General features: G+C 54.9%; 24 protein-coding genes and 1 pseudogene. 15 read left to right on the top strand and 10 right to left on the bottom strand.

Features of this window, described 5'->3' with window-relative positions; genetic code table 11:
- Positions 1–3 precede the first annotated feature (3 nt).
- The 8 genes and pseudogenes from ABKF58_RS08085 to ABKF58_RS08120 all read right to left on the bottom strand — a co-directional run.
- On the bottom strand, positions 4–717 hold the full coding sequence (locus ABKF58_RS08085) for a glycosyltransferase family protein (protein ID WP_482584078.1): 714 nt from the start codon (positions 715–717) through the stop codon (positions 4–6).
- Positions 708–1,346, bottom strand: a complete 639-nt coding sequence (locus ABKF58_RS08090; RefSeq protein WP_482584079.1) for an HAD family hydrolase — start codon at positions 1,344–1,346, stop codon at positions 708–710. Before ABKF58_RS08090 ends, ABKF58_RS08085 begins: the two co-directional genes overlap by 10 nt.
- Positions 1,347–1,964, bottom strand: coding sequence for a PI-PLC domain-containing protein (locus ABKF58_RS08095; protein ID WP_482584080.1), 618 nt, complete (start codon positions 1,962–1,964; stop codon positions 1,347–1,349).
- A 4-nt stretch (positions 1,965–1,968) separates the two neighbouring features.
- Positions 1,969–2,712, bottom strand: a complete 744-nt coding sequence (locus ABKF58_RS08100; protein ID WP_482584081.1) for a glycosyltransferase family 2 protein — start codon at positions 2,710–2,712, stop codon at positions 1,969–1,971.
- A gap of 9 nt (positions 2,713–2,721) precedes the next feature.
- Positions 2,722–3,432 carry an ABC transporter ATP-binding protein gene (locus ABKF58_RS08105; RefSeq protein WP_482584082.1) on the bottom strand — a complete coding sequence of 237 codons (711 nt, stop codon included), beginning with the start codon at positions 3,430–3,432 and terminating at the stop codon, positions 2,722–2,724.
- Positions 3,429–4,181 carry an ABC transporter permease gene (locus ABKF58_RS08110; RefSeq protein ID WP_482584083.1) on the bottom strand — a complete coding sequence of 251 codons (753 nt, stop codon included), beginning with the start codon at positions 4,179–4,181 and terminating at the stop codon, positions 3,429–3,431. Before ABKF58_RS08110 ends, ABKF58_RS08105 begins: the two co-directional genes overlap by 4 nt.
- Positions 4,182–4,464: 283 nt before the next feature.
- Positions 4,465–4,608 carry a hypothetical protein gene (locus ABKF58_RS08115; RefSeq protein WP_482584084.1) on the bottom strand — a complete coding sequence of 48 codons (144 nt, stop codon included), beginning with the start codon at positions 4,606–4,608 and terminating at the stop codon, positions 4,465–4,467.
- 346 nt (positions 4,609–4,954) lie between these two features.
- A pseudogene (locus ABKF58_RS08120) lies at positions 4,955–5,650 on the bottom strand (NAD-dependent epimerase/dehydratase family protein); the annotation flags it as partial.
- 289 nt (positions 5,651–5,939) lie between these two features.
- On the opposite strand from ABKF58_RS08120, the gene ABKF58_RS08125 reads away from it, so the two are divergent.
- The 10 genes from ABKF58_RS08125 to ABKF58_RS08170 all read left to right on the top strand — a co-directional run bounded on the left by ABKF58_RS08125 (position 5,940) and on the right by ABKF58_RS08170 (position 14,135).
- Positions 5,940–6,602, top strand: a complete 663-nt coding sequence (locus ABKF58_RS08125) for an MraY family glycosyltransferase (protein ID WP_482584085.1) — start codon at positions 5,940–5,942, stop codon at positions 6,600–6,602.
- A gap of 26 nt (positions 6,603–6,628) precedes the next feature.
- Positions 6,629–7,081 (top strand): hypothetical protein, encoded by a 453-nt coding sequence (locus tag ABKF58_RS08130; protein ID WP_482584086.1) that lies wholly within the window; start codon positions 6,629–6,631, stop codon positions 7,079–7,081.
- Between the two features lie 148 nt (positions 7,082–7,229).
- Entirely contained in the window at positions 7,230–7,517 is a 288-nt protein-coding gene (gene groES, locus ABKF58_RS08135; RefSeq protein WP_008952453.1) for a co-chaperone GroES, read from the top strand.
- A 44-nt stretch (positions 7,518–7,561) separates the two neighbouring features.
- On the top strand, positions 7,562–9,199 hold the full coding sequence (groL, locus tag ABKF58_RS08140; RefSeq protein WP_014088369.1) for a chaperonin GroEL: 1,638 nt from the start codon (positions 7,562–7,564) through the stop codon (positions 9,197–9,199).
- A 175-nt stretch (positions 9,200–9,374) separates the two neighbouring features.
- Positions 9,375–10,121, top strand: a complete 747-nt coding sequence (locus tag ABKF58_RS08145) for a Nif3-like dinuclear metal center hexameric protein (RefSeq protein ID WP_482584087.1) — start codon at positions 9,375–9,377, stop codon at positions 10,119–10,121.
- Between the two features lie 115 nt (positions 10,122–10,236).
- Positions 10,237–10,821 (top strand): ubiquinol-cytochrome c reductase iron-sulfur subunit, encoded by a 585-nt coding sequence (petA, locus tag ABKF58_RS08150; RefSeq protein WP_008952456.1) that lies wholly within the window; start codon positions 10,237–10,239, stop codon positions 10,819–10,821.
- A gap of 14 nt (positions 10,822–10,835) precedes the next feature.
- Positions 10,836–12,155, top strand: a complete 1,320-nt coding sequence (locus ABKF58_RS08155; RefSeq protein WP_008952457.1) for a cytochrome b — start codon at positions 10,836–10,838, stop codon at positions 12,153–12,155.
- A gap of 17 nt (positions 12,156–12,172) precedes the next feature.
- Entirely contained in the window at positions 12,173–12,934 is a 762-nt protein-coding gene (locus ABKF58_RS08160; protein WP_008952458.1) for a cytochrome c1, read from the top strand.
- Positions 12,935–13,080: 146 nt separating this feature from the next.
- On the top strand, positions 13,081–13,683 hold the full coding sequence (locus ABKF58_RS08165) for a glutathione S-transferase N-terminal domain-containing protein (RefSeq protein WP_040652169.1): 603 nt from the start codon (positions 13,081–13,083) through the stop codon (positions 13,681–13,683).
- 8 nt (positions 13,684–13,691) lie between these two features.
- Entirely contained in the window at positions 13,692–14,135 is a 444-nt protein-coding gene (locus tag ABKF58_RS08170) for a ClpXP protease specificity-enhancing factor (RefSeq protein WP_482584088.1), read from the top strand.
- 147 nt (positions 14,136–14,282) lie between these two features.
- Here ABKF58_RS08170 and ABKF58_RS08175 read toward each other — a convergent pair whose 3' ends face one another.
- Together ABKF58_RS08175 and glnK are read right to left on the bottom strand one after the other, a co-directional pair.
- The gene (locus ABKF58_RS08175; RefSeq protein WP_014088364.1) at positions 14,283–15,587 is read right to left on the bottom strand and encodes an ammonium transporter; all 1,305 of its coding nucleotides are present in this window, start codon (positions 15,585–15,587) and stop codon (positions 14,283–14,285) included.
- 31 nt (positions 15,588–15,618) lie between these two features.
- A complete protein-coding gene (gene glnK / locus ABKF58_RS08180) occupies positions 15,619–15,957 on the bottom strand; it encodes a P-II family nitrogen regulator (RefSeq protein ID WP_008952462.1) in 339 nt (112 codons plus the stop codon).
- A 270-nt stretch (positions 15,958–16,227) separates the two neighbouring features.
- Here glnK and ABKF58_RS08185 point away from each other — a divergent pair, with 270 nt between their 5' ends.
- From ABKF58_RS08185 to ABKF58_RS08205, 5 genes are all read left to right on the top strand, one after another.
- Positions 16,228–16,515: an accessory factor UbiK family protein gene (locus ABKF58_RS08185; RefSeq protein ID WP_482584089.1), complete on the top strand. Its 288-nt coding sequence runs from the start codon at positions 16,228–16,230 to the stop codon at positions 16,513–16,515.
- Between the two features lie 9 nt (positions 16,516–16,524).
- Positions 16,525–18,027, top strand: coding sequence for a YifB family Mg chelatase-like AAA ATPase (locus ABKF58_RS08190; RefSeq protein ID WP_482584090.1), 1,503 nt, complete (start codon positions 16,525–16,527; stop codon positions 18,025–18,027).
- Positions 18,028–18,091: 64 nt separating this feature from the next.
- On the top strand, positions 18,092–18,604 hold the full coding sequence (locus tag ABKF58_RS08195; protein ID WP_482584091.1) for a hypothetical protein: 513 nt from the start codon (positions 18,092–18,094) through the stop codon (positions 18,602–18,604).
- A 44-nt stretch (positions 18,605–18,648) separates the two neighbouring features.
- On the top strand, positions 18,649–18,819 hold the full coding sequence (locus ABKF58_RS08200; protein WP_482584346.1) for an SPOR domain-containing protein: 171 nt from the start codon (positions 18,649–18,651) through the stop codon (positions 18,817–18,819).
- A gap of 18 nt (positions 18,820–18,837) precedes the next feature.
- The gene (locus ABKF58_RS08205; protein ID WP_482584092.1) at positions 18,838–19,452 is read left to right on the top strand and encodes a thiol:disulfide interchange protein DsbA/DsbL; all 615 of its coding nucleotides are present in this window, start codon (positions 18,838–18,840) and stop codon (positions 19,450–19,452) included.
- The last annotated feature ends 60 nt before the right edge of the window (positions 19,453–19,512 follow it).

Genomic DNA, 19,512 nt, shown 5'->3' on the forward strand with positions numbered 1-19,512 from the left:
ACCTTAGTGGGTGTCGAAAAAAAGAGCGCCAACATGGCTGACAGACTTCATCGGCCTATAGTTCTCCTTGGGTATCGAGAAAATTTTTATTTTATGTTGATTGAGTAGGAGTTCATTAAAGGACGGAGCTAGATAAAATTTATCATTTATTCTTACATCTTTTTTTATCATGGAGAATACGGCTTCAATGGCATAGCTAGCCTTAGAAAACCAGTAAATGCCCGTGCTAGCATTTCTACTAATTGGGTTTTTTTCCGCTGCTTCGATAACAAATCCATTTTCATCAAGTCGCATGAAAGAGTATCGTGGATGCACGGAATCAAGTGTCACGCACCCAGCAACACAATTCTCACCAATAAAATAATTGGCAACTTCTTGTAAATCTACTTGAACAAGATCAGTTGTTCCCAGAATTATTAATTGATCATCAGGGTTAAGTTCCTCGCCTGCCAAAAGAAATGAACAAGCCGCCCCAGAGGTTGGGTGCGCAATCTCAATAATTTTTGCATCAGGCACTATTTGATTTATGAGATTTTTTAGTTTGAATCTGATGACATCTTTTTTCGGGAAAACGAACACGTTTTTACTTATTATCGTGCGAAGCTTCTCATCAATAAGGTGCTCAAGGAATGGCTTGCCATCATATTCAGCCAAATATGCCGGGAATCCATCAATATAATCGCTGTCGAAATCTGACGCTAAAACAACTACTTGCATACATCCTCCATTTTATTAATGCGACAAATGAAATCAATTATATTCTGATAGTTCACCTCGTTTACGTCATCTACCTGCAAAACATGTGCGCCTGCCTTGGTTGCCGCCTGAACACCTTTTTCATTATCTTCCACTACAACACATTGGCTTGGCTTGACATCAAGAATCTCCATCGCCTTCAGGTAAATATCAGGATATGGCTTCGCTCGTTGTACGTCATTATTAGACAATTTTAAATCCAGATACTTATCAAGATCGGCACATTGCATCATTGCTTCAACAGTCTTTCTGATAGAGTTGGAAGCAACCGCCAGTTTATAGCCAGATGACTTAAGTTTTGATAATGCATACTCGTGAACAAATCTTGGCTTGCATGAAGTGTATACCATTTCCATGGTATATATCTGTTTTAGATCATTTACTAATTCATGCAAAAACTTAGGAAAGCCACGTTCTACAGAAAGCATTTCAAGCTTTCTTGCCGTTGGTAAACCATCGTATGTCTTCAAGTGATCATACAAACTAATCTCATAACCAAATAAGCCAAGTGCTTTATTTAGAGACTGATAATGCCAGTCCTTGGCCTCTATAAGTACGCCATCCATGTCAAAAACGACTGCTTTAATCATTTAATTCTCCATGAAGTATTTTCTTGCTTCCATTGGGTGGTCCGTACATAACATCAGGTTGCTCTTGTCCGGCAATGTATTAATCATTTTCCATTGATCAGCATAGTGGCGGCCGTGCAACTCATTTGAAACAACGCAGACCTCGAAGCCATCTTCTAAGAGATTGCTTATTTCTTTAATCCCATACCAATCACTTTCAAAAGCATCGAGCCAAATTCCGTTGCACTTCTCGAAAAGCGGACTAATTCTTTCAAATTCACTCAGTCGCGAGAAAACTCTATTGCCAGCGCTAATATGAGCAATTGTATCTGGTATTGACATGTCAAAAACGAAAGAGTCTTTCGACACCCCCTTCATCAGGATGTCACGAACTTGGATTGCAAGGCCATCTGCTTTTATGTTGATAGCACATGTTACTTCGCCCCCTATTAGGCCAATAAATTCTTCAATTTTTATGCTGTCATAGCTTGCGGGGTCATGCGAAATAGCAAGTTCTCCGCAGTAATCCCGAAAGTCCGTTTCTATTCCAAATCCATTGTCAGCTGCTCTTTTAAAAGCTAGGAGTGTATTTTTTTCGGATGGGTCAATCCAATATCCGCGATGCGCCAAGATTTTCATCTATCTAGACCTTCCTACTAATGGGCAAAGTGAGAAATTTCTCAAGGTCTGCTGGAATCCCCAATCCGTACATTCCCTTTCCTTCAGCCCCAACATTATATAAGCCGATCTTTGCGTTCTTCTTGATTAAATAGTTGTAGGCTGGCGCCACATAGTATTCATCGTTTACTTTATCCTCAGCCTTAATCATGGAATGGGCTGCTTCAACAAAATCCATTCCCTTCGCAAAATTATAAATACCTACCGTTGCTTCATCTGAAATAACTTTTTTCTCGACGACCTTATCAATATACCCATGCTGATCGATTCCAACATATGACCATTTAGGATCATTTGCCTTCATTGTCATAATTAAGCCATCCAAATTTTTGTTCAGAGCTAAGGCAAGATAATCGTCAACGTTAAAGTCAACAAATTGATCACTATTGGCAATCATCAACGGGTTCGTGTTGTTAATAAATTTTTCAGCTGCCAATACAGTGCACGCAGCTCCCTCTGTGATCCCCTCTATCATAATAACTTCGCACCCCGGGGTAATGGCCCTCAATGATTTATCCAAGTTATATTTCGCAGCGTGAGATTTCTGGACAATAAATATAAATTTATGCTCGCAGCTAGGCCTAAGATTCTTTACTACAACTTCCACCATTGGTCGCCCATGAATTTTTATCATTGGCTTAGGGTCTTTATAACCGGCACAAGAAAATCTACTGCCTGCTCCCGCCATTGGGATAACAATATTCAGCATAAAGCCTCCTTAAAAGTAGCCGCTAGCTACCATTTTTCCATGATCGAGTCTGACATATGAATTGCAGAACTGTTTTGCCTGCTCAACTGAGTGAGTAACTAATATTACTGATGTTCCTTCCCTTTGAAGTTCCTTGATTTTGTCTAAACACTTATTTTGGAACTCTGTGTCGCCAACGGCTAATATTTCGTCAGCTAAAATTATCTTCGGATTCATGTGGGCTGCGACTGAAAATCCCAGCCGCATATACATGCCGGAAGAGTAATGCTTGACAGGGGTGTCAATAAACTTGCCTAGTCCAGAAAATTCAATAATATCTTTGATTATCTTTGCTGTATCGCGATTTCGCATTCCATATATGGAGGCATTTAAGTATATGTTTTCAATTCCATTTAGTTCCGGGTGAAATCCTACCCCCAATTCAAGTAGAGGGGTTATTCTTCCGTAAATTTTAATTGAGCCACTGTCTGGGGTAATAACTCCTGCAATTAGCTGAAGCAATGTGCTCTTGCCGGAGCCATTGTGCCCAAGCAAGGCCATGGATTCTCCTTCGCTAATATCAAAACTTATATTTTCTATGACTTTAAATTTCTCAGTCTCGGTTTGCTTTTCCCCATGCAGTGCCCTTACTATTCTTCCTTTGAGCGATCCAGGGTGTGCGTGCTTTAGAAAGAATGTCTTATTTACGTTATCAACCTTTAGTATTTTCTTTTGGCTCATAGAACTTCTGCCACTTTCCTAGAGTAACGGTTGAAAGCCCATAGCCCGAGTGCAATAGAAAGCACACTGAGCAGCAGCATTTGTGCTAGCGTAAAGAAATTAGGAGTAGCGGATGCAACGAGCACATCATTGATTCCAGAAAAATACACAGTGAGTGGATTAAGGTAAACCAGCCAGCGCAAGTTTTCCGGAAGCAAATTGGGCTGCCAAATTATGGGTGTGCACCAGAACAATATGGGCATAATGGCGTCGACTAGGTATTTGATATCTCTTATGTAGATCTGTGCTATCGACATGGCCAGTGATACGCCAAAGACAAAGCAAAAATACAAAACCAAGATAATTGGGTACATTAACAACCCACTATGAAATATAAAGCCACCAAGGAAAAAATATACTGAGTAGACAAGCAAGGCTGACATCCAGAATGCAGCGACTACCCCCATTCCAGATATGGGGATGTATATCCTGGGAAAGTATATTTTCTTTATTAGGCTTGAGTTGTTAGTCATCCAATCACAGCTTTGGGGCCATGCTTGGGAGATCAATACCCAGTGCAAAACACCAGTAATTAAGCTGTGTAGAAAATTAACGTCCCTGCTTGGATATATGTAGGTGAAAACAATGTAATATACTATGCACATTAGTGCTGGGTTAGCTAAGGACCAAATAAATCCTATTGCTGATCCCATATAGCGTACCTTAATCTCTTTTTTGACGAGATTAAGGATTAGATCTGTATTTGGCATGATTCGGTCACCGCTTTTCTGCTCAGGCGCTCATCAGTCAATGATGGGAATTACACTTTCGAATCACATGCTATATCGGAAAGCCTAATTTCATTGTGATCCTTAGGTGGTATTTCGGTCTTGCTTGTCTGCTTTATATTTATTTCATTGCTGCTCCATAAGTAGTCTTTTATTTTATGTGGTTTCTCTACTGCCTCTGAGATGACTAAGAGCCCATGTGCACCACTACTGTTTCCAGATTTGGCGGTTGTGCTGTTTGGATAAAACTACTCTGACCCTTTTCTCAACAGTAAGGTGCTGAGTGGGCGTCGAGATGGCCAGCATAGGTCAGCTTGTTGAGGTTGGTGACTGGTTCGTCGCTGTGTGCCAGCCAGCCGAGGACGAAGTTCCCGCCAATGAAGCCGGCGCCGCCTGTAACAAAAATCATGTCTTTGCTGAATGCTTTTCTTAAAGAAATTTAAGGGCAACCGACCGGATTCTGGCTCTGCCAGCGCTATGCATCTTCGCACATCTCTTGGAGGCCTCTCTACGCTCTCCTGCCCAGGATGTCATAGGCCAAAGTCGGGTTGGCCAGCATGCGGCGATGTCGCGGTGGCGGCGGGCGACAATTTCGTACTGTAAGACTTGCCACTGGCTGACCAAAAATGCTTTTGTCATGAATGGTGCCGAATAACCTTGGCCCGTTCCGAGGTTGTCCGTGATCAGTCTACCTTGGGTCTGCAGTGCCTGCAGTGCCTGCAGTGCCTTGAGGTGGCCATCTGCCAAGTCGATCACGTGGATAGAGTCTCTTACGCCGGTGCCATCGTGCGTGGGATTGTCGTTGCCGAACACGTTGTGTTTGACGCATTGACCAATGGCAACCTCGCTGATGGACGGCATCAAATTATTGGGGGTGCCATTGGGGTCTTCGCCGATCAGTCCGCTTTCATGAGCACCCACCGGGTTGAAGTAGTGCAGGATGGCGATATTCCAGTTGGGTTCGGCAGACGCCAAATCGTGCAGGATGTTCTCCGCCATCAGCTTGCTACAGCCATAGGGGTTCGTTGCCGGGAGTGGAAAGTTTTCGCGGATGGAGGCATTGGCTGGATCACATACACTGTCGCCACCGAGCTGAATGCCAAGGTCCGAACATTATGATGGCGCATAGCCCCCAAGAGGGACAAAGTGTCGGTGCCGTTGTTGACGTAGTACTCCACTGGCTTTGCTACCGATTCGCCCACTGCCTTCAGGTCTGCAAAATGGATAACTGCTTCGAGGAGGCAGCGGAATACAGCATCCAGAATGGTTGCATCGCGGACATCGCCCTCTACAACCTGTAGGTTCTTCCCAGCCAGCTTTTGCACGCGTCCCCGCGACTCAGGCTTGCTGTTGCACAGGTTGTCCAGAACGATCAGCTGGTGTCCCGCTTCCAAAAGCTGTAGGCAGGTGTGCGACCCGATGTAGCCGGCTCCGCCAGTGACTAGGATCATGAGTGCTGTATTCTTGACGTTGGTTTAGCCTTGCTATGCCAATCTTATGAAAGATTGTATCGGCAACGAGGGCTTTACAGATGTTAACACGATGTTTGTCGAGCGATTTTCGCATGTAATCAGATCAAGCTCTACTGTTTTAGAGTATTGGCATAATGCGCTATGCATGGCTTTGAGCCCAGGTAGCATTGTCCCCTCTCTCCCCTGATTGGTAGAATCAACCCCGCCTCATCCGTGGCATTACAGTGCGGCTGATCTTCCCAAATCCCTTATTCAGATAGAATTTGGCATGCTTCTAATCCTTCTTGGAGCACTGTTTTGCTCCTTTGTCGTTGGTGTTCTCTTGGTCCGCTTCCGCCATCTCCATGATCGCTTCTCTTCTGATCATGACCTTGGTGGAGTGCAGAAATTCCATGCAGCTCCCGTGCCCCGTATCGGCGGCGTGCCTCTAATGGCTGGTCTGGTGGTGGGGGCGCTGATTCTGGGAGGGCTGACAGGGGAGACGTTAAGTTTATTGCTACTGATCGCCGCCTTGCCGGCGTTTGGGGCCGGGCTGGCTGAAGACTTGACCAAAAATGTAGGGCCGCTGCCCCGTTTGTTGGCAACCTTTGTCGCCGCTGCACTAGGTTTCTGGTTGTTGAAGGCCAGTTTGTTGCGACTGGATGTGCCAGGTGTAGATCAGCTTTTGCGCCACCACTGGTGGCTTTCGCTGGTGCTTACCGTCATCGCCGTTGGGGGCGTCGCTCATGCCATCAATATCATCGATGGCTACAACGGCTTGGCCGGAATGGTCTCGGTGTTCATCTTTATGGCGCTGGCCTATGTGGCGTTCAAGGTGCATGACCCCCAACTCATGGGCTTGTGCTTTGCCGCAACGGGGGCGGTGCTGGGCTTTCTGGTATGGAACTTCCCGCGCGGGCTGCTCTTTGCCGGTGATGGGGGGCTTACCTGATCGGCTTTCTGATTGCGGAGCTGTCGGTGTTGCTGGTGATGCGGCATCCAGAGGTGTCGCCGTGGTTTCCGTTACTGCTGGTGATTTATCCGGTCTTCGAAACGCTGTTCTCCATTTACCGCAAGAAATTCCTGCGAGGGGTGTCTCCCGGGGTGCCCGATGGACTGCATCTGCACATGCTGGTCTACAAGCGCTTGGTGCGCTGGATGGTTGGCTCGAAAGAGGCGCGTCACATGACGCGACGTAACAGCATGACATCACCCTACCTGTGGGCATTGTCGTCCTTGTCGGTCGCACCTGCGATGCTGTTCTGGAACAACACCACGGTCTTGATGGTGTGTGTGGGTGTGTTTGTGCTGACGTACCTGTACCTGTATCGCATGATCATCCGGTTCAGGTCTCCGCGCTGGATGGTGCTTTACCGCCCCGCACTCGGTAAGGAGAGGTCGGCGGCGCTATCGTATAAGCAGAATCGATAGAAAATTTTTTGACGGCCCCCTCTCTTGAAAACCTCTTGCCCTGTCCCTATCATTAGCACTCGCAAGCCCCGAGTGCTAATGCGCCGGGCCAATTTGCTGATTTGATTGATTTTTCATTCTCACCAGCCACTGCTAACAGGAGAGAACAATGGCAATTCGTCCTTTGCACGACCGTGTTGTAATCAAGCGCCTCGAGGCGGAAGAAAAGACGGCTTCCGGTATCGTTCTGCCGGGTGCGGCTGCCGAGAAGCCGGACATGGGCGAAGTGATCGCCGTGGGCAACGGCAAGATTCTGGAAAACGGCGAGCGCCGTCCGCTGGAGCTGAAGGTCGGCGACAAAGTGATCTTCGGCAAGTACTCCGGCCAGACCGTCAAGGTCGATGGCGATGAAGTCCTCGTGATGCGCGAGGAAGACGTTATGGGCATCGTTGAGTAATCCGTCCCCACAACCGACTGAATCAGATTCTGGAGAAGTAAAGAATGGCTGCTAAAGACGTAAAATTCGGTGATTCCGCTCGTGCCAAGATGGTCAACGGTGTCAACATCCTGGCCGACGCTGTCAAAGTGACCCTGGGCCCGAAAGGCCGCAACGTGGTGCTGGACCGCTCCTTCGGTGCTCCGACCATCACCAAGGACGGCGTGTCCGTCGCCAAGGAAATCGAACTGAAGGACAAGTTCGAGAACATGGGCGCCCAGATGGTCAAGGAAGTGGCTTCCAAGACCTCCGACGTGGCCGGTGACGGTACCACCACCGCAACCGTGCTGGCGCAGGCCATCGTGCAGGAAGGCATGAAGTTCGTTGCCGCCGGCATGAACCCGATGGACCTGAAGCGCGGCATCGACAAGGCCGTGGTGGCCCTGGTCGGCGAGCTGGCCAAGATCGCCAAGCCGTGCACCACCTCCAAGGAAATCGCCCAGGTGGGTTCGATCTCCGCCAACTCCGATCTGGACATCGGCCAGATCATCGCCGACGCCATGGAAAAAGTGGGCAAGGAAGGCGTGATCACCGTTGAAGACGGCAAGTCGCTGAGCAACGAGCTGGACGTGGTGGAAGGCATGCAGTTTGACCGCGGCTACCTGTCCCCGTACTTCATCAACAACCAGGAAAAACAGATCGCTGCACTGGACAACCCGTTCGTGCTGTTGTTCGACAAGAAGATTTCCAACATCCGCGACCTGCTGCCGGTGCTGGAGCAAGTTGCCAAGGCTAGCCGTCCGCTGCTGATCATTGCAGAAGACGTCGAAGGCGAAGCGCTGGCCACGCTGGTGGTGAACACCATCCGCGGCATCCTGAAAGTGGTGGCCGTCAAGGCTCCGGGCTTCGGCGACCGCCGCAAGGCCATGCTGCAGGACATCGCTACCCTGACCGGCGGTACCGTGATCGCCGAAGAAGTGGGTCTGACCCTGGAAAAAGTCACCCTCGACATGCTGGGCCAAGCCAAGCGTATCGAAGTGGGCAAGGAAAACACCATCATCATCGACGGTGTGGGTGAGCACGCTGCCATCCAGGCCCGCGTTGGCGAAATCCGCCGCCAGATCGAAGAAGCCACTTCCGATTACGACCGTGAAAAACTGCAAGAGCGCGTGGCCAAGCTGGCCGGCGGCGTTGCCGTGATCAAGGTTGGTGCCGCTACCGAAGTGGAAATGAAGGAGAAGAAGGCCCGTGTCGAAGACGCACTGCACGCTACCCGCGCTGCCGTGGAAGAAGGCGTGGTGCCCGGCGGTGGCGTGGCCATCCTGCGCGCCCGCGCTACCCTGGAGTCGCTGGTGACCGACAACGTCGATCAGGACGCCGGCGTCAAGATCGTGCTGAAGGCCATCGAAGCTCCGCTGCGCCAGATCGTTCAGAACGCCGGCGACGAGCCGTCGGTTGTTGTGAACAAGGTGCTGGAAGGAAAGGGTAACTTCGGTTACAACGCTGCCAGCGGCGAGTACGGCGACATGATCGAGATGGGTGTGTTGGATCCGGCTAAGGTAACCCGTACCGCTCTGCAACACGCGGCTTCGGTTTCCGGTCTGATGCTGACCACCGACTGCATGATCGCCGAACTGCCGGAAGACAAGCCGGCTGCTCCGATGGGCGGCATGGGCGGCATGGGTATGGACGGCATGATGTAAGCCAACCAGGTTAGGGCGCAATCGCTGTGAAGCGAATTGTGCCGACCTGCCGAAAAACCCCGCAAACTTTGCGGGGTTTTTCTTTTTCTTCGACCAACCTGGGCAAGGTTGGCCGAAGGTCATCTGGGCGCCCGCTTTCTGGCACAATCCGCCCATCGATCATCGGGAGAGATTCATGCAACTGAGCGAATTGCAGCGCGTACTCGATGCGCAACTAGAGCCCTGGCGTTTCAAGGATTATGCCCCCAACGGGCTACAGGTGGAGGGCAGGGCCGAGGTGCGTACCATCGTTACGGGGGTGACCGCGTCGCAGGCGTTGCTCGAAGCGGCCATCTCGCAGCAGGCCGACGCCATCCTGGTGCATCACGGCTATTTCTGGAAGAACGAAGACCCACGTCTGGTCGGCATCAAGAAGCGCCGGCTGCAGACCCTGCTGGCACACGATATCAGTCTGTTGGCCTACCACTTGCCGCTCGATGCCCATCTGGAGCTGGGTAATAACGCACAGCTCGCCAAGGAGCTGGGTTGGCAGGTTGAGGGCCAGTCCGGCGATCAGGGCCTGCTGTGGTTCGGTGCCGTGCCGCAGTCGCAGCGGGCTGACGATTTTGCTCGTGCTATCGCTACGCACCTGGGGCGTGAGGCGTTGCTGCTGGGTAGCCCGGATAAAGAGGTGCGCCGGGTGGCCTGGTGCACGGGGGGCGCGCAGGGGTATTTTGCCGATGCCATTGCGCTGGGAGTGGATGTTTTCGTCACCGGAGAGGTGTCGGAGCAGCAGCATCATATGGCACTCGAATATGGCGTGGCGTTTGTTGCCGCGGGACATCACGCGACGGAGCGTTATGGCATCCAGGCTCTGGGGGCGTGGCTCTCCAATAATCATGAAGTTAGTGTGGTTTTTGCCGATATCCCTAATCCTGTCTGATCTAGGTCAAAGGGAACTTCGGTAATTAATTTGCATCCGCCCTTCAAGTCCATGTGGGTATTCGGGTAAAATCGGCAGGATTTGAGCTCGGTTTCCACGTTTGAGGATGACTGTAATGAGTGAGCAACACGTCGATGCGGGGCGCCGTCGTTTCCTGACGGTAGCAACCAGCGCGGTTGGTGGTGTGGCGGTAGCCGGGGTGGCAACGCCATTTCTGATGAGTTTCTTCCCGTCCGAGAGGGCCAAGGCGGCCGGTGCGCCGGTCGAGGTCGAGATCGGCAAGCTGGAGCCGGGCCAGAAGATCAACGTCGAATGGCGCGGTAAGCCGGTGTGGGTGTTGTCGCGTACTCCGGAAATGGTGAAGAACCTCGCCAAGAACGACGACAAGCTGGTCGATCCCAAGTCGGAAGTCGAGCAGCAGCCGGAATACTGCAAGAACGAATACCGTTCGATCAAGCCGGAACTCTTGGTGGCGGTGGGTATCTGTACCCACCTGGGCTGTTCGCCGACGTTCCGTCCCGACCTCGCCCCGGCCGACCTCGGCCCGGAATGGCTTGGCGGTTTCTATTGCCCCTGTCATGGCTCGAAGTTCGACCTGGCGGCACGGGTTTTCAAAGGGGTGCCGGCACCGAAGAACCTGGAAATCCCGCCGCACAAGTATCTGTCCGATAGCCGCCTATTGATTGGCGCCGACAAATAAGCTGAGGGCGAAAAATGAGCAAAGGACAAAGCATCCTGAACTGGATCGACGAGCGCTTCCCGCTGTCATCCACCATGAAGGCGCACATCACCGAGTACTACGCGCCCAAGAACTTCAACTTCTGGTACTTCTTCGGCAGCCTGGCGATGCTGGTACTGGTGATCCAGATCGTCACCGGCATCTTCCTCACCATGAACTATAAGCCGGATGCCGCAACGGCCTTCCTGTCCGTCGAGTACATCATGCGCGACGTGGCCGGGGGCTGGATCATCCGCTACATGCACTCCACCGGCGCCTCGATGTTCTTCATCGTGGTCTATCTGCACATGTTCCGCGGTCTGATCTACGGTTCGTACAAGCAGCCGCGTGAACTGATCTGGGTGTTTGGTACCCTGATCTTCCTGTGCCTGATGGCCGAAGCCTTCATGGGTTACCTGCTGCCGTGGGGCCAGATGTCGTTCTGGGGCGCCCAGGTGATCGTGAACCTGTTCGGTTCGATCCCGGTCATCGGCCCGGATTTGTCGGTATGGATCCGTGGTGACTACGTGGTGTCCGACGCGACCCTGAACCGCTTCTTTGCGCTGCACGTGATCGCGGTTCCGCTGGTGCTGCTGGCACTGGTGGTGGCCCACTTGGTGGCGCTGCACGAAGTGGGTTCCAACAACCCGGACGGCGTCGAAATCAAGAAGAACAAGGATCCGAAGACAGGCATTCCGCTTGATGGCATTCCGTTCCACCCGTACTACACCGTCAAGGATGTACTGGGCGTTGCCGTGTTCCTGATCGTGTTCTCGGCCATCGTGTTCTTCATGCCGGAAATGGGTGGCTTCTTCCTCGAGCACCCGAACTTCGACCCGGCCGACCCGCTGAAGACCCCGCCGCACATCGCCCCGGTATGGTACTTCACGCCGTTCTACGCCATTCTGCGCGCCATTCCGTCCTTCCTGGGCACCCAGGTGTGGGGCGTGCTGGGCATGGGCGCGGCTGTGGTACTGATTGCCTTCCTGCCGTGGCTGGACAAGTCGCCGGTGAAATCGATCCGCTATCGCGGTCCGAAATTCAAGTTCATGCTGGTCCTGTTCATCATCGCCTTTATCGGCCTGGGTATCCTGGGGGCCATGCCGTCCACCAATACCCGCACCGTGATCGCCCAGATCCTGTCTGCGATCTACTTCGCCTTCTTCCTGGGCATGCCGATCTATACCAAGAACGATGTCGGCAGTGAGCCGGTTCCGAGCCGCGTGACTGAGACCAACGCCAAGCGCCAGCTGCGCTTCCTGGTGCTGGTTGCCGTCACCGTGGTCGGTGCAGCTCTGTTCGCCATGAACGTGTAACGAGGGGGATGGACAATATGAAAACCAAAATCCGTCATCTGATCGCCGCTGCTGCGTTCATGCTGCCGCTGGGGGCCGCCGTGGCCTCCGAAGGGGGCCCTGCGCTGGAAAAGGCTCCGATCGATATCCATGATACCGAGTCGCTGCAGCGCGGCGCGCAGCTCTTTACCAACTACTGCCTGTCCTGCCATTCGGCCAACGCCATGCGTTACAACCGTCTGGCGGATATCGGCCTGACCGAAGACCAGATCAAGGAAAACCTGCTGCCGCCGGACGCCAAGGTGGGTGACACCATGAGCATCGCCATGGGCAAGAAGGATGCCAAGGTCTGGCTCGGCGCCGCGCCGCCGGACCTGTCGGTGATCGCACGCTCGCGCGGTGCCGACTACCTGTACGCCTACCTGCGCGGTTTCTACCGTGACGACACGCGTCCCACCGGCTGGAACAACCTGGTATTCGACAAAGTCGGCATGCCGCATGTGTTCTGGCAGTGGCAGGGTGATCAGGTGCTGAAGACGGTCAAGGGTGAAGGCGGCCACGAAGAGCATCAGCTCGAGCTGGTCAAGGCCGGTACCATGACCAAGCTGGAAAACGGCAAGGCCAATACCGTCGAATTCGACCGCCGCATGGCCGATCTGACCAACTATCTGGTGTACATGGGCGAACCGGCCCAGGTGAAGCGCCACCAGATCGGCTACGTCGTGCTGATGTTCCTGGGCCTGCTGCTGCTGCCACTGGCCTACTTCCTGAAGAAGGAATACTGGAAAGACATTCACTGAGTCTGAAGGTTGGCCGAAGACAAGGGCGGGTAAATCCCGCCCTTTTTCTTTTTCAAACAGGGGCTTAATGGCTAAAACTGGAAAAGCGTGGCGGCAAAATGGTAAACTTCACTATTGTTGCCAATCAGAAGGATGCGCTTTTAGCCATGATGACCTTGTACTCCGGTATCACCTGCCCGTTCAGCCAGCGTTGCCGCATCGTATTGTATGAAAAAGGGATGGATTTCGAGATCATCGATGTGGACGTCCACAACAAACCCGAAGATCTCGCGGTGATGAACCCGTACAACGAGGTGCCGGTCTTGGTCGAGCGTGATCTGATCCTGCACGAATCGAACATCATCAACGAATACATCGACGAGCGCTTCCCGCACCCGCAACTGATGCCGGCTGATCCGGTGATGCGCGCGCGTGCTCGCCTGTTCCTGTTCCGCTTCGAGCAGGAGCTGTTCTGCCACGTCAAGACGCTGGAAGCCGGTGCCACCGGTAAGGAAGCGACCAAGGCGCGCGAGGCGATTCGCGACGGCCTGATCATGATCGCGCCGATCTTCGCCAAGCAGAAATTCATGTTGGGCGACGAGTTCTCGATGATCGACGTGGCCATCGCTCCGCTTATGTGGCGCCTTGAACACTACAATATCGACCTCGGCAAGAGTGCTGCGCCGATTCTCAAGTACGCCGAACGGATCTTCCAGCGCCAGTCCTTCATCGACTCGCTGACCCCGTCCGAAAAGGCCATGCGCAAGTAAGGGCAGTGATGAGTTCGTCTACCAAGCCTTACCTGATCCGGGCCCTGCACGAGTGGTGCACCGATAATGGTCACACACCGTATATCGTGGTGTGGGTCACCGACCAGACCTCGGTGCCGCGCGAATTCGTCAAGAATAACGAAATCGTGCTCAATATCTCCCCGACCGCTTGCCAGGCGCTCAAGATCGACAACGACTGGATCTCGTTCTCGGCTCGCTTCGGCGGTGTTGCACGCGAGATCTGGGTTCCGGTCGCCAACGTCATGTCCATCTTTGCCCGGGAAACCGGGGAGGGGATGGGGTTCGAAGTCGAAGCTCCTCCGGCGGAGGAAGCGGTGTCCGAATCGGCTCCTGCCTTGAAACCGGTCGAAGGACAGGGGGAAGGGGCAGGATCGGAGGCCGAGCCGGCTCCACGTCCGTCCGGCCGCCCCAGCCTGCGTGTCGTCAAGTAGGGTGTCTCTCCCCAAGCCCAAAGCCAGCTCGATGCTGGCTTTTTGTTTGGTCGTTTCTTCGGCGCGGCAGAATGCCGGCAAAAAAATGGGGCGCCGAAGCGCCCCCAAGTCCCTTACCACAACAAGACAACTTAATGATCTCTTGTGTTACTCCACCCGTTCGCCGTGGAGCACCACATCCAGCCCTTCGCGTTCTTCTTCATCGGTGACTCGCAGACCGATGACCACGTCGATAAGCTTCAGCAGCACGAAGCTGGCGACGCCACAGTAGGCCGCGGTGACCACCACGCCGAGCGCCTGGGTGGCGAGGCTGCCATCAACGCCGCCGATATCCTTCACCGCGAACACGCCGGTGAGCAGGGCGCCGACGATACCGCCAACACCGTGTACGCCGAAGGCATCGAGCGAGTCGTCATATTTCAGGGCGTGCTTCAGGCCGGTTGCGCCCCAGTAGCACACGAGGCCGGCGATGAGGCCGATGGCCAGAGCGCCCTTGGCATCCACGAAGCCTGCGGCCGGGGTGATGGCCACCAGGCCGGCCACGGCGCCGGAGGCGATACCCAGCACCGACGGCTTGCCCTTGGCAATCCACTCGGCGCCCATCCAGGCCAGTGCCGCCATGCCGGTCGCGATCTGGGTCACCATCATCGCCATGCCGGCGCGGCCATCGGCTGCGGCGGCGGAGCCGGCGTTGAAGCCGAACCAGCCCACCCACAGCATGGAGGCGCCAATCAGGGTCAGCACCAGGTTATGCGGGGCCATCGCTTCCTTGCCGAAGCCGACGCGCTTGCCCAGAACCAGGGCTGCCACTAGGCCGGCAACACCGGCGTTGATGTGCACTACGGTGCCGCCGGCAAAGTCGAGGACGCCTTTATCGGCCATCCAGCCGCCCGGTGCCCAAACCCAGTGTGCAACCGGTACGTAGACCAGCAGCGACCACAGGGCCATGAACACCATCATGGCGGAAAACTTCATCCGTTCAGCAAAGGCACCGGTAATCAGGGCCGGAGTGATGATGAAGAAGGTCATCTGGAACATCATGAAGACCGGTTCTGGAATGGTCGGGGCCAGCGGGTGGACGGTCAGTTTGCCGCCATCCTTCAGATAAGTCAGGCCTTCCATCAGCACACGATCAAAACCGCCGATCAGGGAATTGCCGGGAGAGAAAGTCAGGCTGTAGCCAATGACGGTCCACAGCACGGTCATCAGGGCGCAGATTGCAAAGCTTTGCATCAGCGTCGCCAGTACGTTCTTCTTGCGGACCATGCCGCCATAGAACAGGGCAAGCCCCGGGATGGTCATGAACAGCACCAGTGCCGTCGAGGTCATCATCCAGGCCGTATCGCCACCACTGATGGTGGAGGCAGCAACCAGGGTCGGTTCGCCTGCGGCCAGTGCCGGCAGGGAGGAGACGAGGGCGAGAGCGCCCAGTGTGGCCATATTCCTTTTCATTGGCATTCCCCTTCAGTTCCCGTTATGGAATTTAGACGGCATCGGCACCGGTTTCGCCGGTACGAATGCGGACGACTTGCTGCAGGTCGAACACGAAGATCTTGCCATCGCCGATCTTGCCGGTCCGGGCGGACTTTTCGATGGCTTCCACCACCTGGTCCAGCAGGGCATCGTCAATGGCGATTTCCAGTTTCACTTTAGGCAAGAAGTCAACGACGTACTCTGCGCCGCGATACAGCTCGGTATGGCCTTTCTGGCGTCCGAAGCCTTTCACCTCGGTCACGGTAATGCCTTGAACACCGATGGACGAGAGGCCTTCACGCACTTCGTCAAGCTTGAACGGCTTGATAATCGCTGTGACCAGTTTCATGTGCATTCCTTTCTGACGGATCCGAATCGTTTTTTACTTCTGTGCTGTGATTAAGCAGGTTTCGTGCCAGAGCATGTCGTTCGCCTCATATAGCGCAATGACGGCACCGTCACGGACTGAAAGCGGGCATCCGCTACGCCTTGGCACCGTCTTGGCGCGATTGGCGTGCGGCGGCTGCACCAATGCTGTGCGGCTGCCCGGCGCTGCAGCGGCAAATCCTTTTTGCTACACTCAAGCCTGTGCAACATGACGAAGTCAAGGAGGCCCCAGATGCTGAGCCAGAAGTTGTTTGAAGAAATCACCACCAAGATCAGTGACACCATCGCGGCCAGCCCGGTGAAGGATGTCGAGAAGAATGTCAAAGCCATGATGGCTTCGACCTTCACGCGCCTGGACCTGGTTACCCGTGAGGAATTCGACGTCCAGCAGGAAGTGCTGCTGCGTACTCGAGAAAAGCTGGAGCGGCTGGAGGCGCGCCTGGCCACTTTGGAAGCGGCGGTGTTCCCCGATAAGGCGGCAGAGCAGGTCGATACCCAGGCCACGCTGGGCCATTCCTGATTCCAGCCGATGACGTTGGCCATCGTTCATAGCCGGGCCCTGTCCGGTATGGAGGCTTCCGAGGTCTCTGTCGAGGTGCACATGGCCAATGGTCTGCCGGCGTTCGCCATCGTGGGTCTGCCCGACACCGAGGTAAAGGAAAGTCGCGACCGGGTCCGGGCCGCGATCCTGACCTCGGGGTTTACCTTCCCGGCGCGGAAGATCACGGTGAATCTGGCTCCCGCCGATTTGCCCAAAGATTCGGGGCGCTTCGATTTGCCGATCGCACTGGGCATTCTGGTGGCGTCCGGGCAGGTGAAGGGGGAAGCGCTTAGCCGCTATGAATTCGCCGGCGAACTGGCGCTGAGTGGCCAACTGCGAGCTGTCCGAGGCGGTTTGGCGATGACCTGCCATGCCAGGCGTGCCGGGCGCGCTTTTGTATTGCCGCCGCAAAGTGCCGCGGAGGCCGCCTTGGTGGCCGATGCCACGGTGTATTCGGCGGCGACGCTGCTGGAGGTTTGTGCCCATCTCAATGACTTGCAGCTCTTGCCGCGAGCTCAGGCGGAGAGTGTACACACCACTATCGGCTATCCTGATCTGGCCGATGTCAAAGGGCAGAGGGCTGCGCGCGAGGCGCTGGAGATCGCCGCCGCGGGCGGGCACAGCTTACTGCTGATTGGCCCTCCGGGGACGGGGAAGTCGATGCTGGCCAGCCGTTTGCCCGGGCTGCTGCCGCCAATGCAGGATGACGAGGCGCTGGAGGCGGCGGCGGTGCAGTCGCTCGGGTCGCAGGGGTTTTCCGCCGAGGCCTGGCGTGCCAGGCCATTCAGAGCACCGCACCACACCGCTTCCGCCGTGGCCATGGTGGGAGGGGGCTCCGAGCCACGTCCGGGAGAGGTCAGCCTGGCGCACCGTGGGGTGCTCTTCCTGGACGAATTGCCGGAGTTTGATCGTCGCGTGCTGGAGGTGCTGCGTGAACCTTTGGAGAATGGCATGATCCATATCTCCCGTGCGGCCCGCCAGGCGACGTTTCCAGCCCGATTTCAGCTCGTGGCGGCGATGAATCCCTGCCCCTGCGGTTATCTCGGGCATCGTTCCGGGCGCTGCCAGTGCACGCCGGAGCAGGTTGCACGCTATCGCGGTAAAATCTCCGGCCCTTTGCTGGACCGGATCGACATGCATATCGAGATGCCGACCCTGTCGCCGGACGAGCTATCAGGCCAGGGGCAAGGCGAAACGAGTGCGGCGGTGCGTGAGAGGGTGATTTCGGCGCGCCGGATCCAGTTGGCGCGGCAGGGGAAGGCGAATGCGGACCTTTCCGGGGCCGAGCTGGATCGGCATGGATTGGTCGAAGCGTCGGCGCAGCAGACACTGCTTCAGGCGGTCGAGCGGCTGCACCTTTCCGCTCGCAGCTATCATCGCATTCTGCGTGTGGCCCGAACCATTGCCGACTTGAAGGGCGCGGAACGGATATCGCGCCAGGAAGTGTTGCAGGCGGTACAACTGCGACGTGCCGGGCTGCCAAATAGCTGAGCTTTTCCCCGGTCCGTCTTAATTATTGGATAATGTGGCGATTGCATAATGCAAGCTAGCGCCCATGGGTAATATTGATTTGAAACATTCTTCACGTTCTTCCTCTTCGCGCCGCAACTCGTCGGGAGCCGCGCGCAGTGGTGGTGGTGGTCTGATGGCGGGTATCGTCATTGGACTGATCGTCGGCGTGGCCGTCGCCATCGGCTTGGCCATGTATCTCAATCGTTCAGCGACGCCTTTTGCTACGGCAACGAAGTCGACACCGAAGCCTGCCGCCCAGGTGCCCGAGCCGACCTTGCTGTCGCCTGGAAGCAAGATAGCCGAGTTGCCTGTCGCACCGTCATCGGCGCCGGCGGTACCGGCTACCGCACCGGCGATGCCGGCGGCTCCCCCAGCTCCTGTGGCCCCGCCGGCCGCCAAGCCCACCGCCCCGGCCAAAAGCCAGGATGAGCAACGTTTCGATTTTTACAAGATTCTGCCGGGGCAGCTTGATGCCGTTCCGGGTGAGGGGGGAAGCATGCCAAAGGCGGGGAACCTTCCGCTTCTGCTGCTGTTCCTAAGTCTTATTTGCAAGTAGGTGCATTCCAGAATGAAGACGAGGCGGATAACCTGAAGGCCCGCTTGGCCATGCTGGGTGTCGAAGCCTCGATACAGTCGGTCAATCTGCCCGACAAAGGTCTGGTGCACCGTGTCCGCGTCGGTCCGTTTACACGCCAAGAAGATCTGGACCGGGTGCGTGCTCAACTCAAGCAGGATGGCCTGACCGGTGCTGTGGTCAAGGCCGGTAATTGATTTCGACAAGGGGATGATATGAAAAAGTGGTTGCTTGCCGGGCTGATGCTGTTCAGCGCCTGGGCCAATGCGGCGATTGAGCAGGGCAAGGATTACACGGTATTGGCCAATCCGCAGCCAGTGGCAACGCCGGGCAAGGTGGAGGTCATCGAGTTCTTTTCCTACCACTGCATCCATTGTTTTCATCTTGACCCGGCTTTGACGGCGTGGAGCAAGAAGCTGCCGACCAACGTCAGCTTCCGTCGTGAGCAGATTGTCTGGAACAAGCAGATGGAGGGTCTGGCCCGTTTGTTCGCTACCTTCAATGCCACCCGGACACTGGACAGGCTGCATGCCCCGGCGTTGAGCGCCATGGTGGAGAAAAAGATCAACCTGGCCGACGAGACGGAGATGAGCAAGTGGCTGGCGATCCAACCAGGTATCGACACCAAGACTTTCATGGCAACGTATAAGTCCTTCGGCATCAATGCCCAGGTGGCGCGAGCCAGCAAGATCACCCGTGACTACGGCATTGAAGGGACGCCGACCATCGTGGTGGCCGGCAAGTACGCGACCATGGCGGCCGAGCCGGCCCGCTTGCTGCAGGTGGTGGATGAGTTGATCGTCAAGGCGCAGCGGGAAGCGAAGAAATAAGGTAGTTAAGTTTGCATTAATCGAACAAAGGCAGCCTGGCTGCCTTTGTTTTTGCCTGAT

This window comes from Pseudogulbenkiania sp. AW2-16, from assembly GCF_056824575.1.